We start from the raw sequence: 14672 nt of genomic DNA on the forward strand, positions 1-14672 counted from the left end.
CTCTTCGGAGGCTTTATTTTTTTGCAGTCAGTAAAACCGGATCTTCAATGGTGTAACCTGTTTCAAAAGGAATGCCTAGGTACTTAACCACCGCTAGAATTTTCTGTTGCCGGGGAATCTTATAAGCTTGGGATATGCTTAATCCGTGGCGATAATCGATTGCCTGATGGATCTGGCTTTTCAAGTTTTTACTGCTGAGTTGGTATGTATAAGTATATTTCGGAATATATTCTTTCGGGTCATACCAAGACTTTTCTTTAGAGGTAATTTTCTTTAACACCTGAATCTTGATGCTTGATTTAGGTAGTGGTGCAAGAGGGTTAAGCCGCTTTTTAATTTTTACTATTTCCTTATCGAACTGCCGACTATCTTGGTCATAATCAATTTTCTTGGTTTTAGGATTAATATATAGCGAATTCACCTGAATCAGCTTTGCCGGTTGTTGGGTGTTTTTAAATTGATAATAATAAAGTTGCGGTAGGCGACCACGACCATCAAGATACTGTCTCAGTACATAAACTTTTTGTTCTTTGCCTTCATATCCCAAAACTTCGATATTTTGAGGGCCACCTACGGTTGCAAAACAGGTGCAGGGCAGTAGTATCAGACTAAATGTGAAAGTTTTACTGTTAAACACCCTTAAACTCCCTGAATGAGTTGGGTGACTTCATCTGCAATATATTGAGTTAAAACATCCAGGCGTTTTAATGCTGTACCCTCAATAAAATATTGAAAATTATGTATTTTATTTAAATATAAAATTGAGGTGAAAAATGTGCCTTCAGGTTTATTTTCTGTTGCACTACCACCCGGTTTCAGTAAACCGGTACAGGCCACCACAAAATCCGCATGGGTAAATAACTTTTTGCCCTGTATCGCCATCGCTTCTGTAACTTCAGCAGACTCGGCAGTATATTTTTCTATAAGCTTGGCATCAATATGCAGGATATTGATCTTGATTGAGGGATCATAACTGACTAGCCCACCCAGTAAAATCTCTGCGCCACTGTTTTTGCAAATAGAAAACTGACTGGAAAGATAGCCAGAACTGGCACTTTCAATGAAAGCAATTTTTAACTGATGTGTTTCGAGCAAATCACAACATTGTTTTAGCATGGGTTTGTGTCTCAAAATCAATACTATTCGTTCAAATTTTTTTATCTTGGGTAGACTTCACTCAAAAATATGGTGAAAGACAAAAAAATCAGTTTTTCATTTTTCGGTTCGTGTTTTTTAAATCGATGTTCTTTGTGCTTAACTTTATCTCGATTGTTTTTAAATAAAAAGTTTATTTAGAATCTATAAATTATTTTCGATCTCTGGTAAACAAACCACAATAAAAAACCCGTCATAAAGACGGGTCTTTGAAACTGACTGAATTTATTGATCCAACGCAGGTGTTGCAGCAGCAATTGCCGCAGCTACGGCATCATCTTCAGACTGAGCTTCATTATTTGATTTGGCGGGGGCTTCTGAAGCTGGTTTTGGTTGAGCTTTGGGTGCTTCAGCTTGAGCAGTTTCAGTTGTAGTCTGTTGAGGAGCTTCACGCACTTCACGACGAATGACTGTAGTTGTATTTGGCGTTTCTTCACGTTCAACTTCTACCTGGGCTGGAGCTTGAGCGTTGTTATCTTCCATAGCTTCCAAAGGTACAGCTTCTGCAGGCTGATTTACTTGTTCCGTTGTTTCAACCTGTTCTTGCTCATCTTCTTTTGGAGTTTCTTTTTTTACACATGCTGTTAAAAGTAAACTTGCTGCAATAGCACCACAAAGTAAAAGTTTGTTATTCATAATCGCACAAAATAAAGCATTAATTGGATGTTGCCATTATAACAGCAAATATGAATATAAAAATCCTATCAGCTTACCCTAATTTTTTATCGGAAATGCTGATAGAATAACCAATTGTTTATTGTTCTATGAATTGATGCGGAATGACTTTGCTTTATTGGTACAGAGTAAAGTAAAATCGCACAACATTGTAGGCCAATTTAGGCTCCATTGTACGAGAAACTTAATGACCCATTTTATTTTCGTTACTGGTGGTGTTGTATCATCACTAGGTAAAGGTATTTCAGCTGCATCTGTGGCTGCGCTTTTAGAAGCCCGTGGTTTAAAAGTGACCATGGTCAAAATGGATCCATACATTAATGTCGATCCAGGAACGATGAGTCCGTTCCAACACGGTGAAGTTTTTGTCACAGAGGATGGTGCTGAAACTGACTTAGACTTGGGTTATTACGAACGTTTCTTACGTCGTGCGAAAATGACCAAACTGAACAACTTCACATCAGGTCGTGTTTATCAGGATGTTTTAAATAAAGAACGCCGTGGTGACTATCTGGGGGGTACTGTTCAGGTTATTCCACATATTACTGATAATATTAAAGAACGTGTTCTTCGCGCTGGCGAAGGCTATGACGTCGCAATTGTGGAAATTGGCGGAACAGTAGGTGACATCGAATCTCTCCCGTTCATGGAATCTGTACGTCAGTTAATGGTAGAGCTTGGTCATAAACGTACCATGTTGATGCACTTGACTTTACTTCCATATATCAAGTCAGCAGCAGAACTGAAAACCAAACCGACTCAGCACTCTGTGAAAGAGTTGTTATCGATTGGTATTCAACCAGATATTTTAATCTGCCGTACTGAGCATGATGTTGATGCAGACACAACCCGCAAAATTGCACTATTCACTAACGTGGAGGCGCGTGCGGTTGTGGTCTGTAAAGATGCACGTACTATTTATCAAATCCCGCGTACTTTCTATGAACAGGATGTTGACGATTTAATTTGTGAACGTTTTGGTTATAACGACCTGCCTGAAGCGGATCTTTCAGACTGGGACAATGTCGTAGAAGCCTTATTAAACCCTGAATACACAGTTCGTGTTGCCATGGTGGGTAAATATGTTGAGCTTCCAGATGCATATAAATCTGTAAACGAAGCACTTCTTCATGCGGGCATTAAAAACCGCGTTAAAGTCCAAATTGACTATGTCAATGCTGAAGATCTTGAAAGCCAAGATGTGAATGAAGCGCTTAAAGATGCGGATGCCATTCTGGTTCCGGGCGGTTTTGGTGAGCGTGGCACTGAAGGCAAAATGCTGGCAATCAAATATGCACGTGAAAACGGTGTGCCATTCCTGGGTATCTGTTTAGGTATGCAGTTGGCAGTGATCGAATACGCACGTAACGTAGCGGGTATCACGGATGCATCTTCCACAGAATTCAACCGTTCAACCAAATCACCTTTAATTGGTCTGATTACTGAATGGCTGGATGAGCGTGGTGAAGTTCAACAGCGTTCTGTTGACTCTGACTTGGGCGGAACCATGCGTCTAGGTGCACAAAAATCTGAACTGGTTGCGGGCACGAAGACTGCAGAAGTTTATGGTTCTACAGAAATTATTGAACGTCACCGTCACCGTTACGAAATGAACAACCGTTTCATTCCTGTCCTAGAAGAGAAAGGTCTGAAGATTTCAGGTTATTCACCAGTACAACATTTGGTAGAAACAGTTGAAATTCCTCAACATCCTTGGTTTATTGCTGTACAATTCCACCCGGAATTTACAAGTTCACCACGTGATGGGCATCCATTATTTGCCAGCTTTATTGATGCTGCGAAAAAACAGTACCAAAAAACCAAATAATGGCTGGGCAAGACTAAACTAGGAAAGTTTAAATGTCGCACTTAAAACCACAAGAAATTGTACGTTTAGGCGATATACAAATGGCAAATCACTTGCCATTTGTATTATTCGGCGGAATGAATGTACTTGAGTCAAAAGACCTTGCTTTTGAAATTGCAGAAACTTATGTTGATATCTGCAAACGTCTGGAAATTCCTTACGTATTTAAAGCAAGTTTTGATAAAGCCAACCGTTCAAGCTTGAACTCTTTCCGTGGCCCAGGCTTGGAAAAAGGGATCGAGTGGTTAGCAGACATTAAAAAACACTTCAATGTACCCATCATTACTGATGTACATGAACCTTATCAGGCTGCACCTGTTGCTGAAGTTGCGGATATTATCCAGCTTCCAGCATTCTTGAGCCGTCAGACTGATCTGGTTGAAGCCATGGCAAAAACCGATGCCATCATCAACATCAAAAAAGCACAATTCCTTGCGCCACACGAAATGCGCCATATTTTGCATAAGTGTCTGGAAGCCGGAAATGACAAGCTGATTCTTTGTGAACGTGGTTCAGCATTTGGCTATAACAACCTGGTTGTAGACATGCTGGGCTTCGACATCATGAAAGAAATGAATGTGCCTGTATTCTTTGATGTCACCCACGCGCTGCAAACTCCAGGTGGGCGTGCAGATTCTGCGGGTGGTCGCCGTGCGCAAATTACCACTTTGGCTCGTGCTGGTATGGCCACTGGTCTGGCTGGTTTATTCCTTGAAGCTCATCCAGATCCTGAACATGCTAAATGTGATGGTCCTTGCGCACTTCGTATGTCGCAACTGGAGCCATTCTTGGCGCAGCTGAAAGAATTGGATACCTTGGTTAAAGGTTTCAAAAAGTTAGATACACACTAAATCATATACACCTTGATGCCTTCTAAAGCATCGCGTTATTCATCAACTGAGGAATTGTTCATGAGTCAAATCGTTGACATTCGTGCACGTGAAATTTTGGACTCTCGTGGTAACCCAACCATCGAAGCAGACGTAATCTTGGCATCTGGCGTAGTTGGCCGTGCATGTGCACCATCTGGTGCTTCAACTGGTTCTCGTGAAGCTTTAGAACTTCGTGACGGCGATAAAGCGCGTTACTTGGGTAAAGGCGTTAAAACTGCAGTTAACAACGTTAACACAGTAATTCGTGACGCATTGTTGGGTAAATCAGTCTTTGAACAAAAAGATATTGATAACACAATGATCGCGCTTGACGGTACAGAAAACAAAGAAAAACTAGGTGCGAACGCAACTCTAGCGGTATCTTTGGCTGCTGCACGTGCTGCTGCTGACGAAAAGAAAATTCCTCTTTTCCAATACATCGCAGACCTTCGTAACAACAGCATTTTAACTATGCCTGTTCCAATGATGAACATCCTTAATGGTGGTTCGCACGCAGACAACAACGTTGACATTCAAGAGTTTATGATTGAGCCAGTGGGCTTTACTTCATTCTCTGAAGCGTTACGTGCGGGTGCTGAAATCTTCCATTCTTTAAAATCAGTTTTAAAGAAACAAGGTTTGAATACTGCGGTGGGTGATGAAGGTGGTTTTGCACCAAACTTACGTTCAAATGAAGAAGCGATTACTGTAATCCTTTCTGCGATTGAGCAAACGGGTTATAAAGCGGGTTCTGACATTATGCTTGCACTTGATTGTGCATCTTCAGAATTCTACAAAGATGGTCAGTACATTCTTGCTGGCGAAGGCAACAAAGCATTCACAAGCAACCAGTTCTCTGACTACCTTGCGGGTCTTGTAAACCAATACCCAATCATCTCGATTGAAGATGGTCTGGATGAGTCTGACTGGGAAGGCTGGTCTTACCTGACTTCTATCCTTGGCGACAAGATCCAGTTGGTAGGCGACGATTTATTCGTAACCAATCCAAAAATCCTTCAACGCGGTATCAACGAGAAAGTTGCTAACTCTATCTTGATCAAATACAACCAGATCGGTACCTTGACTGAAACTCTAGATGCTATCTATCTTGCGAAAGCAAATGGTTACTCTACAGTAATTTCTCACCGTTCAGGCGAAACTGAAGATTCGACTATTGCTGATCTTGCAGTAGGTACAGCAGCGGGTCAAATCAAGACAGGTTCACTTTGCCGTTCTGACCGTGTAGCAAAATATAACCAATTACTTCGTATCGAAGAATTGACTAAAGCTGCATATCGCGGTAAAGCTGAGTTCAAAGGTTTGAACTAAGCACATATCATGCTATCTCTATTCAATGTATTTGACTCCAAAGTGAGTAAAGCATTATTGGGCCTTGCGATCATTTTGATCGCAGGGTTTCAGTACTTATTCTGGTTTGGTGAAGGTGGTTACCATGACCATCAAAAACTGGCTGAAAAAATTCAACAACAAACAGAATTAAATACGGAACTTAAAGAACGTAACCGAGTTCTCGCTGCTGAAGTTTATGACTTGAAAAATGGTATTGAAGCCATTGAAGAGCATGCGCGTTTAGACTTGGGCTTGATCAAGCCGCATGAAACTTTTGTACAAATGAGTACTATTAGTACAAACTATAAGCCTATTTATATTGATCCAAATGCCAAAGCAGATTTAAGAACCAATGAAAATGAAACTGGAGCACCCGTAGAAAGTGCACCATAAAATTTGGGCAGTTATTCCTGCTGCTGGTTCCGGAAGTCGTTTTTCTAAAACTGAACTTAAACAATATCAACAGATTCAAGATCTAACCGTACTTGAGCATACCGTTGCACGTCTGAATCAGTTGCCTCTGGCAGGTTATGTTCTTGCTATTGGGGCACAGGATGATGTTGCAAAAACCTTAGCTTTATCCAATCCTGAAAAGACTCATTTTTGTCCTGGTGGCGCAGAACGGGTCAATTCTGTTCTGAATGCCTTAAGCTATATTGAAGCATTTGCAAATGAAGAGGATTGGGTATTGGTACATGATGCCGCACGTCCTTGTGTGACCCAAGACTGTTTGCAGAGTTTAGTGAATACGGCTATTCAGGAAAATTGCAGTGCGATTTTGGCGATTCCTGTACGTGACACCTTAAAATATGTTGCACAGGCAAATACAATTGCCAAGACAGTTAGTCGCGACCATTTATGGCAAGCTCAGACACCTCAAATCTCAAGATTAGGTATCTTAAAATATGCCATTGAAAAAGCATTGCAGGATGGTATGACCATTACCGATGAAGGCAGTGCTCTGGAATATGTGGGCGAACCAGTAAAAGTGGTACAGGGTCGATCAGATAATATTAAAATTACCTATGCCGATGATCTGGAGTTGGCACGTTTAATCTTAGCCTCTCAGCAAGCAGTTTAAAGTCTACAAGATAAAAATGCAGAAATTATGGGACTTAATGATGTTATTTAAACACTTTAAACTTATAATTTGCGCTGTCTCTAGCTTGTTCAAATATTTCAAATGATACCATCCCCCCAGTATCGTTTTTTACGTCACTCTTTACGTGATGGTAGAAGCATTAAACATGACTCATCCAGATGGGCCAAATTACACTTGGATCCATGGCTGCTTTCTTTTTTGGTATTGAATTCAATATTGGGATTGATGGTGGTCTATAGCGCAACCCTGCAAGATAGCAGTATGGTGATTCGTCAGGCGACCAGTTTTGGTGTCGGTTTTATCCTCATGTTTTTATGTGCTCAGGTTCCGCCAAAAGTTTATCAGGCGGTCAGTCCATATTTTTATATGCTGGGCATGGTGCTACTGGTGCTGGTTCTGGTGATTGGTGATACGCGTTTGGGGGCAAAGCGCTGGCTGACCGTTCCGGGCATTGGCAGTATGCAGCCCAGTGAAATCATGAAATTTGCCATGCCGCTGATGATGGCATGGTATTTTTCACGTCGTGTATTTCCACCTACGTTTTTGCAGATCGTGACTGGACTCATCCTGATGATGATTCCGTTTGTACTGGTGGCACTACAACCAGATTTGAACATTGGTCTGATTATTCCCGGTGTTTTTGTCTTGTTTCTGTGTGGCATGTCTTGGCGTTTGATTCTGGGAGCTCTGACGGCTTTGGCTGTTGCAGCACCGGTTTTATGGATGTTTGTACTGCAAACCTATCAAAAGAAACGTATCTTGACCTTATTTGATCCTGAGTCCGATGCATTGGGTGCTGGCTGGAACATCATCCAGTCTAAAATTGCCATCGGTTCGGGTGGTTTAACCGGTAAAGGTTATTTGACCGGTACTCAGTCGCATTTGGGTTACTTGCCTGAACATCATACCGACTTCATTATGTCGGCCTATGCTGAAGAATATGGCTTTGTCGGGGTATTTTTATTATTTAGTCTGTTTGCTGCAATTATTATTCGTTGCTTGATGATTGGCTTGAACAGTTTTCATAATTTTGGACGCTTATATGCGGGTGCTATCGGACTGACGTTCTTTTTCTTTGTATTTTTAAACTCGGGAATGGCGAGCGGAATTTTACCTGTAACTGGAGATCCTCTGCCACTGATGAGTTATGGTGGCTCGGCAGTAATTTCGTTACTGGCGAGTATGGGGATTGTGATGTCGATCCATACCCATCGTTGATGTTGATATTAATACTGAAAAGCTAGATTTGATCTGGCTTTTTTGTTTTTGGGGAATATACATGGATTTATTTGAACAATCAATGACGATGGTTAATGAATTAAATCAAGAATTATCGCAGTCTGAATTTGTAGATGGCGGGCTACGTCTAGATTTAGTATATCAGTGTTGTGACATATCGATTGAACATGGATTAGCGGTTAAAACATTATTAGAAACTGAACTGTTTATATCGGCTCTTGCGTTGTTTCGTACATAATTTGAATCTTTAGTGCGTGCTTATTGGATATTATTTGTAGCAACGGATGAGCAAGTGTGTGAGTTGGGCGTGCTGGATTCAATAGAGCAGCTTACTTTAAAGGAACATAAAAGTATTAGCCGTTTTACTGCAACGCCGATGATTGAAGCTTTGAAGGAAATTCAGGAAATCAAGCATATTGTCGCTCAACTCGAAGAGTTCAAGTTATTCTCTTTGGATTATCTTAATTCAATTGTACATAGTGGGAAGCAAACATTTTTGCGTCACACCTTTGGTTTGGGTGATGAACACAAAAAATTGATTATTAAGCAATCTAACAATTTAACAATGATGAGTGCACAGATTTATTTAAAACATACTTTGCCTGATCGTCAAAATCTTATTCAGATTTTTCTTCAAAAGTATCGTGAATGTTTTATGTTGCCTGAGGATATATCGAAAGAAGAGCGGGAAAAGATTTTAGCGCGTTATAAGTAGATGTAAAAAAGCCCACAAATCTGGGCTTTTTAGAACGTTTAAAGAATTAGGTGAGGAACCAGGTGTAATAACCCCAGATCATCAATGGCCATGCGATATATGGACTAAATAGCCATTTCCACAGCCAAAACTTAGGCAGAAATCCTACGCCGTAAATAAATCCACCTGAAATGCCAATCATGATCATCATCAAGGCTCTATGATTATAGTGACCATTGGCATCGAGCATGAGGGCTGGGTGAATTAGCAACACCGTAGCAAGAGGCAATGCCATCAAAAATGAAATGGCCATTACAAATTTATTTGGCTTGCTTCCTTCTGCTGTCATTGCGATCTCTGTCATGTTTTATTCCTCATCCAAATCTTGATGATGTTCGATATAAAGGGCACTTAATACGCCTGCAAAGCACGCCATTAAAATCCCGAGAATCCATGCGAAATACCACATAATTTTATCTCCTAAAACACAGCCTTAGTACAGGCTGTGTGAATTCTCTTGAATATGTTTTTTGGTAATTACGCCCCACATCTTATAGTAACACCAAGTGGTGTAACTCAAAATAATTGGAACAAAAATACAGGCAGCAACAGTCATTACAGTTAGTGTGTTTTTACTTGATACGGCATCCCACATGGTCAAGCTGGCAACAGGGTTGATGCTTGAAGGCATAAGGAATGGGAACAATGCAAAACCAGCTGTTAAAATTGCCCCAATTACCATCAGCGATGTGCCCAGGAAGCTTAATCCGGCTTTGGCTTTCGCAGCAGCGGCAATTACAATCAGGCTTCCCAAGATTGCCATGATCGGTGCAATCATAGTGATTGGGTAAGTCGAGTAGTTATTCATCCAGCCATGGTTGCCATTGGTAATGACTTCTTTGGCAAGAGGGTTTGCAACCCCATTGGTATCAAATGGTTGAGCTAAAGTATAACCTTCAATGTTACCGAAGTATAACCATGCTCCAGCGCCCAGGAAGCAAACCAAGAATACTACACCCATCAATTGAGTTGCTTTGGCAGAACGTGCATGTAAGTCGCCATCGGTACGAAGCATCAACCACGCACCACCATGCGCACTCAGCATAGATAAGCTGACAATACCACAAACCAGGGCAAATGGGTTGAGCAGGGCAAAGAAGCTACCAGTATAAGTTGAACGTACGGTTTCATCTAAAGTAAACGGCACACCCAGGAACATATTACCGAAGGCAACACCGAAGACTAAAGCAGGAACTGCACCACCAACAGCCAAACCCCAGTCCCAAGAGTTACGCCATTTTTTGTTCTCAAGTTTAGAGCGGTAGTCAAAACCTACAGGTCTTAAGAACAGGGCAAACAGCACCAGTAATAGTGCCCAGTACATGCCGGAGAATGCGGTTGCATAAACCATTGGCCATGCAGCAAACAGTGCACCACCAGCTGTAATGAACCAAACCTGATTACCGTCCCAGTGCGGGGCAATGGTATTAATTGCCGCACGACGCTCTTCATCGTTTTTGCCCACGAATGGCATGATTGCCATAGAGCCCATATCGAAGCCATCGGTGAGGGCAAAGCCAATCAGTAGTACACCTACCAAAACCCACCAGATTATTTTGAGTAATTCATATTCGATCATGATTGAGCCTCCGCAGCAGCATGGTTTTGATCAGCGCCTTTTTCAAAATGGTATTTACCAGTATGTAAAGAACTTGGACCTAAGCGAGCGAATTTGATCATCAAGTACATTTCGATAATTAGAAGTACTGTATAGAACGCTGCAAGTGCCAGGATTGAACCCCAAATATCACCAGTGCTTAAGCTTGAAGCAGAGAGATGTGTAGGTAGAACCTCACCAATTGTCCATGGTTGACGACCACCTTCAGCTACATACCAGCCAGTTTGTGTAGCAATCCATGGTAATGGTAAGCCGTACAGCGCAAATTTAAGTAACCAAGGTTTGCTTTCTGCATTACGTTTAGCGACTGCAAAAGTTGCAAGGACAAACAGAAGCAGCATCAAGAAACCAGAAGCGACCATGGCACGGAACGAGAAGAACAGGGCAGTTACGTTAGGAACTGTATCTTTGGTTGCTGCTTTGATTTGCTCTTCAGAAGCATCTACTACATTTGGTGTGTATTTTTTAAGAAGTAAGCCATAGCCCAAGTCTTTCTGATTTTCTTTGAACGAAGCCATCAGCGCTGGTGAGCGGTCGCCTGCACGAAGTTTTTCAAGTTCGGCATATGCAGTCATACCATTACGGATACGAAGCTCATGTTGAACCATCAGGTCTTTCAGGCCAGTCACTTCTTTATCAAGAGAACGTGTTGCAATGATACCCATCACATATGGAATTTTGATGGCGTAGTCAGTGCGTTGTTCTTCCCGATTTGGAATACCAAACAATGTAAATGGAGCAGGTGCTGGGTGAGTTTCCCATTCTGCTTCAATTGCAGCCAATTTGGTTTTTTGTACATCGCCCAGTTCATAACCTGATTCATCACCCAGTAAAATAACTGAGAATGTAGAGGCTAAACCAAAGATTGCCGCAATAGCGAAAGAACGGCGTGCAAAAGGTAAATCACGTTTTTTCAGCATGTAGAAACTGGAAATCGCTAAAACGAAAACGGCACCAGTGACATAACCTGAAGATACTGTATGGACAAATTTAACCTGAGCCACCGGGTTGAAAATCAGTGCGCCGAAGTCAACCAGCTCCATACGCATGGTTTCAAAGTTGAACTCTGCGCCCACAGGGTTTTGCATCCAGCCATTGGCGACTAAAATCCAAAGTGCCGACATGTTGGAACCCAGTGCAACCAGCCAGGTCACGCCTAAATGCTGAACTTTGGAAAGCCGGTCCCAGCCGAAGAAGAATAGACCAATAAAAGTCGATTCCAAGAAAAATGCCATTAATCCTTCAATAGCGAGTGGCGCACCAAAAATGTCACCGACATAATGCGAATAGTACGCCCAGTTTGTACCAAACTGGAACTCCATGGTTAAACCTGTGGTAACACCTAAGGCAAAGTTAATACCAAAAAGTTTTCCCCAGAATTTGGTCATGTCCTTATAAATTTCTTTACCGGAAATCACATAGGTGGTTTCCATAATGGCAAGAATAAAAGCCAGACCAAGTGTAAGAGGTACAAATATAAAGTGATACAACGCGGTCATTGCAAATTGGAACCGCGAAAGATCGACCACGCTTTCAGAAATCATCAACGTGTCTCCTTGATTTGGGAAGGGCTGCCAGCAATATGCTCGGCAACTTGAGTGTCAAAATTTTGAGGAATAGTAGGGGCATCGAACCAGATGTGTTTAATCGTCAGTAGGAGAGCAACCTTGATTATTAATATGATTGCGATCTCTCGAACTAAACGTTGATTGTAATCTTTCGGTATTAAGCTCATACAAATAAGCCTATTTTTTTAAACTTGATCTATATTATTAAACAAAAAATAACTAAAAATAAATAGATGAAACAATTAAAATAAAAATATATTATATTTGTTTTTTAAAACAATAATTTATGTTAAGGTTGTGATAAAAAATATACTGATTTTTTGCGATTATTAAGTTGACTAAAACACTGCGTATTTAATTTTTAATTCTGACTAAAATACTTATATATACTTTTAACTCCAACTAAAACACTTGTATCTTTTTAGGGGATATAAATAATTAATTGATAATTATTCTTGTTTAAAATTCCATTTAATATGTTTTATATAAATCCAATTAAACACCGTGACTTAAAATGCAAGAGGAATGAGAGAAGAAGTTAAAATTCTTGCCTCAAAAAAAAGACCACAGGAATGTGGTCTTTTTAATAGCTTTCTAAGTAAATGAAGAGGGCTTAGAAGTTATATTCCATACCCAGGCCGAATACAGTCATAGTGTCATCTTTACCAACACCAGTTTCCCAATCACGTTCTTGTGAAGCAACTACACCATACATACGAGCTTGTTTGTTGAAGTTATAGTCTACACCAAGACCATACTGGTCGATTGTGCGGTCTTTTACGCCAGTAGCAGTTGTTTCAGCAGTGATATATTCAGCTTTAACAGTCCATGGAGTGTCTGCAAATTTGTAAGCTGCAGTAATACCCATTGCTTGTTCTTCTAGAGAAGCTGCTTCAGGTTTTAAGTTCTTAGTTGGATTTGAGCCTTTTTCTACTGTAGCTGCTAGAACTGTAGCTGACGGAGAGTCAGAAAGTTCAGCTTGTTGCCATAAAGCACCTAAAGTTAAACCTGGTAGACCAGCAGCTTTAAAGTTATAAGAACCAGTTACACGCACAGCATCAGATTCAACATCTTTTAAGCCATAAGCGTTATAGTCACCCTGTACACCCATATTAGCTGCAACAGCTAGAGCAAGACCAAGGTCTTTATTGTCATAGCTTAAAGAAGTTGAAACTGCATCACCAAAGCTATCACGTTTTTCTGTTGTATATTGAGAAGCAGTGTTTTCACCCTGTTGCGCCATAATGCTAAATTGAACGCCACCAAGTAATTTCTTGTCAGTTTCAAAACCTATTACGTTTTTAAGACGCTCTTCACCATGCAATACTTTAGTCATATCAAGACGAGTATGGTCGTTGAAAATGTCTTGTGCACTACCTGCAGAGGTTTTGAAGTAAGAGTCATATTGACCAGCTTTTAGTGTACCGATACCAGCCCATTTTACACCTAGGAAGCGGTTACGCGCGCTCCAGTCAGTGTCTGAACCTTCACCATCAGTAGAAACCGCCCATTCTGCTTGGTAAACAGCAGACAGGTTATCAGTTAATTTTTCTTCGCCTTTAACACCAAGACGTGAAGCATGCGAGCTTACTTCAGAAATATCGTTACCTTTGAAATCGTAGTTATCAACTTGGTCGATAGACACGTTCAGTTTACCATATAAAGTTGGTGCCGCTTGTGCTGCGCTTACACCCATTGCCGCAACAGCAGCTGCTAGAAGCAATTTTTTCATCAAGATTTCTCCAAAACACTTTTTAAAATGGCATTCGCCTTGCCTTCTTTTTAGTTTGCTTGTGTACAAAAAATTACAAAAGCTCACCAACTTGCTAAGCAGTATCTGCAAACTTTGTGACAGTGAAGTGAAAGCTATATGACAGTTTTATTACGAAGAGGATTAAAAAAATAATATATTTTATTATTTTTCAATAATTTAAATTTTTATTAAAATCTGTGAGATGAGTTGATTCAATCTCAAATATAAAAAAATGGAGCTTTCGCTCCATTTTTTACAAATTAAAATTCGAGTGAATTTTAAAGTTCAGCTTTAATCTTTTCAGCCAGTGCTTTAATTTTTTCCTGATCACCCATATGTAATGCATGTTTTCCAAGCTCATGCACTGAACTTGGAATGAGGTGAAAATGTACATGTGGAACAGTTTGACCAGCAGATGCACCTGAAAGTTGCATCAGTACAATACCTTGAACATCAAGTGCTATTTTCATTGCCTGGGCAATTCTTTGCACAATCTGAATGGTATAGGCAGCGGCATCAGGTGGCAGATCGAGTAAGGTAATTGCAGGTGTTTTCGGGATGACCAACGTATGACCTTCTGCCTGGGGCATAATGTCCATAAAAGCCAGAACCTGTTCGTCCTCATACACTTTTATTGCAGGAAGTTCATTACGGATAATTCGTGCAAAAATATTTTGATCATCGTAAAGCATGTCTAGTCCTTGAAAGTGATTGGGTAC

18 protein-coding genes are annotated in these 14672 nt (G+C 40.7%); 8 read left to right on the forward strand and 10 right to left on the reverse strand.

The genetic code is table 11. From position 1 onward, the window contains the following. Positions 1 to 13 precede the first annotated feature (13 nt). The 3 genes from GTU69_RS04025 to GTU69_RS04035 form a co-directional block, all read right to left on the reverse strand. Positions 14 to 637: an aminotransferase gene (locus tag GTU69_RS04025; RefSeq protein WP_166168374.1), complete on the reverse strand. Its 624-nt coding sequence runs from the start codon at positions 635 to 637 to the stop codon at positions 14 to 16. A gap of 2 nt (positions 638 to 639) precedes the next feature. Continuing rightward, positions 640 to 1116, reverse strand: coding sequence for a CinA family protein (locus GTU69_RS04030; protein ID WP_166168377.1), 477 nt, complete (start codon positions 1114 to 1116; stop codon positions 640 to 642). 264 nt (positions 1117 to 1380) lie between these two features. After that, on the reverse strand, positions 1381 to 1791 hold the full coding sequence (locus GTU69_RS04035; protein WP_166168380.1) for an internalin: 411 nt from the start codon (positions 1789 to 1791) through the stop codon (positions 1381 to 1383). Positions 1792 to 2017: 226 nt separating this feature from the next. Here GTU69_RS04035 and GTU69_RS04040 point away from each other — a divergent pair, with 226 nt between their 5' ends. The 8 genes from GTU69_RS04040 to GTU69_RS04075 all read left to right on the forward strand — a co-directional run bounded on the left by GTU69_RS04040 (position 2018) and on the right by GTU69_RS04075 (position 8975). After that, complete coding sequence (locus GTU69_RS04040; protein ID WP_166168383.1) at positions 2018 to 3658, forward strand: CTP synthase; 1641 nt, start codon at positions 2018 to 2020, stop codon at positions 3656 to 3658. A 32-nt stretch (positions 3659 to 3690) separates the two neighbouring features. Continuing rightward, a complete protein-coding gene (gene kdsA, locus GTU69_RS04045) occupies positions 3691 to 4548 on the forward strand; it encodes a 3-deoxy-8-phosphooctulonate synthase (RefSeq protein ID WP_166168386.1) in 858 nt (285 codons plus the stop codon). Between the two features lie 60 nt (positions 4549 to 4608). Further along, a complete protein-coding gene (gene eno / locus GTU69_RS04050; protein ID WP_086196318.1) occupies positions 4609 to 5898 on the forward strand; it encodes a phosphopyruvate hydratase in 1290 nt (429 codons plus the stop codon). 9 nt (positions 5899 to 5907) lie between these two features. Further along, on the forward strand, positions 5908 to 6312 hold the full coding sequence (locus GTU69_RS04055) for a septum formation initiator family protein (RefSeq protein ID WP_180043436.1): 405 nt from the start codon (positions 5908 to 5910) through the stop codon (positions 6310 to 6312). Further along, positions 6302 to 7000, forward strand: coding sequence for a 2-C-methyl-D-erythritol 4-phosphate cytidylyltransferase (ispD, locus tag GTU69_RS04060; protein ID WP_166168389.1), 699 nt, complete (start codon positions 6302 to 6304; stop codon positions 6998 to 7000). Before GTU69_RS04055 ends, ispD begins: the two co-directional genes overlap by 11 nt. A gap of 102 nt (positions 7001 to 7102) precedes the next feature. Then, entirely contained in the window at positions 7103 to 8239 is a 1137-nt protein-coding gene (gene rodA, locus GTU69_RS04065) for a rod shape-determining protein RodA (protein ID WP_166168392.1), read from the forward strand. Between the two features lie 61 nt (positions 8240 to 8300). Continuing rightward, complete coding sequence (locus GTU69_RS04070; RefSeq protein WP_166168395.1) at positions 8301 to 8498, forward strand: hypothetical protein; 198 nt, start codon at positions 8301 to 8303, stop codon at positions 8496 to 8498. A gap of 12 nt (positions 8499 to 8510) precedes the next feature. Next, positions 8511 to 8975, forward strand: a complete 465-nt coding sequence (locus GTU69_RS04075; protein ID WP_166168398.1) for a hypothetical protein — start codon at positions 8511 to 8513, stop codon at positions 8973 to 8975. Between the two features lie 46 nt (positions 8976 to 9021). On the opposite strand, the gene GTU69_RS04080 is transcribed toward GTU69_RS04075, so the two are convergent. The 7 genes from GTU69_RS04080 to GTU69_RS04110 all read right to left on the reverse strand — a co-directional run bounded on the left by GTU69_RS04080 (position 9022) and on the right by GTU69_RS04110 (position 14645). Next, positions 9022 to 9318, reverse strand: a complete 297-nt coding sequence (locus GTU69_RS04080; protein ID WP_086196312.1) for a cyd operon YbgE family protein — start codon at positions 9316 to 9318, stop codon at positions 9022 to 9024. Between the two features lie 3 nt (positions 9319 to 9321). After that, entirely contained in the window at positions 9322 to 9423 is a 102-nt protein-coding gene (cydX, locus tag GTU69_RS04085; protein WP_002120988.1) for a cytochrome bd-I oxidase subunit CydX, read from the reverse strand. Between the two features lie 24 nt (positions 9424 to 9447). Continuing rightward, positions 9448 to 10593 carry a cytochrome d ubiquinol oxidase subunit II gene (cydB, locus tag GTU69_RS04090; RefSeq protein ID WP_086196311.1) on the reverse strand — a complete coding sequence of 382 codons (1146 nt, stop codon included), beginning with the start codon at positions 10591 to 10593 and terminating at the stop codon, positions 9448 to 9450. After that, complete coding sequence (locus tag GTU69_RS04095; protein WP_166168401.1) at positions 10590 to 12176, reverse strand: cytochrome ubiquinol oxidase subunit I; 1587 nt, start codon at positions 12174 to 12176, stop codon at positions 10590 to 10592. The genes cydB and GTU69_RS04095 overlap by 4 nt, the downstream gene beginning before the upstream one ends. Continuing rightward, positions 12176 to 12367, reverse strand: a complete 192-nt coding sequence (gene cydP, locus GTU69_RS04100) for a cytochrome oxidase putative small subunit CydP (RefSeq protein WP_086196309.1) — start codon at positions 12365 to 12367, stop codon at positions 12176 to 12178. Before cydP ends, GTU69_RS04095 begins: the two co-directional genes overlap by 1 nt. A gap of 446 nt (positions 12368 to 12813) precedes the next feature. Further along, positions 12814 to 13932 (reverse strand): porin, encoded by a 1119-nt coding sequence (locus GTU69_RS04105; protein WP_166168404.1) that lies wholly within the window; start codon positions 13930 to 13932, stop codon positions 12814 to 12816. A 299-nt stretch (positions 13933 to 14231) separates the two neighbouring features. After that, on the reverse strand, positions 14232 to 14645 hold the full coding sequence (locus tag GTU69_RS04110; RefSeq protein WP_086196307.1) for an HIT family protein: 414 nt from the start codon (positions 14643 to 14645) through the stop codon (positions 14232 to 14234). Between the last annotated feature and the right edge of the window lie 27 nt (positions 14646 to 14672).

This window comes from Acinetobacter sp. SA01 (assembly GCF_011319235.1).
Classification (GTDB): Bacteria; Pseudomonadota; Gammaproteobacteria; order Pseudomonadales; family Moraxellaceae; genus Acinetobacter.

Bases quoted from the DNA above. Each gene is read 5' to 3' on its own strand.
- GTU69_RS04110 (WP_086196307.1), bottom strand. From the start codon at position 14,645: ATGCTTTACGATGATCAAAATATTTTTGCACGAATTATCCGTAATGAA.
- GTU69_RS04040 (WP_166168383.1), top strand. From the start codon at position 2,018: ATGACCCATTTTATTTTCGTTACTGGTGGTGTTGTATCATCACTAGGT.
- eno (WP_086196318.1), top strand. From the start codon at position 4,609: ATGAGTCAAATCGTTGACATTCGTGCACGTGAAATTTTGGACTCTCGT.
- cydX (WP_002120988.1), bottom strand. From the start codon at position 9,423: ATGTGGTATTTCGCATGGATTCTCGGGATTTTAATGGCGTGCTTTGCA.
- cydB (WP_086196311.1), bottom strand. From the start codon at position 10,593: ATGATCGAATATGAATTACTCAAAATAATCTGGTGGGTTTTGGTAGGT.
- cydP (WP_086196309.1), bottom strand. From the start codon at position 12,367: ATGAGCTTAATACCGAAAGATTACAATCAACGTTTAGTTCGAGAGATC.
- GTU69_RS04105 (WP_166168404.1), bottom strand. From the start codon at position 13,932: ATGAAAAAATTGCTTCTAGCAGCTGCTGTTGCGGCAATGGGTGTAAGC.
- rodA (WP_166168392.1), top strand. From the start codon at position 7,103: ATGATACCATCCCCCCAGTATCGTTTTTTACGTCACTCTTTACGTGAT.
- GTU69_RS04080 (WP_086196312.1), bottom strand. From the start codon at position 9,318: ATGACAGAGATCGCAATGACAGCAGAAGGAAGCAAGCCAAATAAATTT.
- GTU69_RS04070 (WP_166168395.1), top strand. From the start codon at position 8,301: ATGGATTTATTTGAACAATCAATGACGATGGTTAATGAATTAAATCAA.
- GTU69_RS04030 (WP_166168377.1), bottom strand. From the start codon at position 1,116: ATGCTAAAACAATGTTGTGATTTGCTCGAAACACATCAGTTAAAAATT.
- GTU69_RS04095 (WP_166168401.1), bottom strand. From the start codon at position 12,176: ATGATTTCTGAAAGCGTGGTCGATCTTTCGCGGTTCCAATTTGCAATG.
- kdsA (WP_166168386.1), top strand. From the start codon at position 3,691: ATGTCGCACTTAAAACCACAAGAAATTGTACGTTTAGGCGATATACAA.
- GTU69_RS04035 (WP_166168380.1), bottom strand. From the start codon at position 1,791: ATGAATAACAAACTTTTACTTTGTGGTGCTATTGCAGCAAGTTTACTT.
- GTU69_RS04055 (WP_180043436.1), top strand. From the start codon at position 5,908: ATGCTATCTCTATTCAATGTATTTGACTCCAAAGTGAGTAAAGCATTA.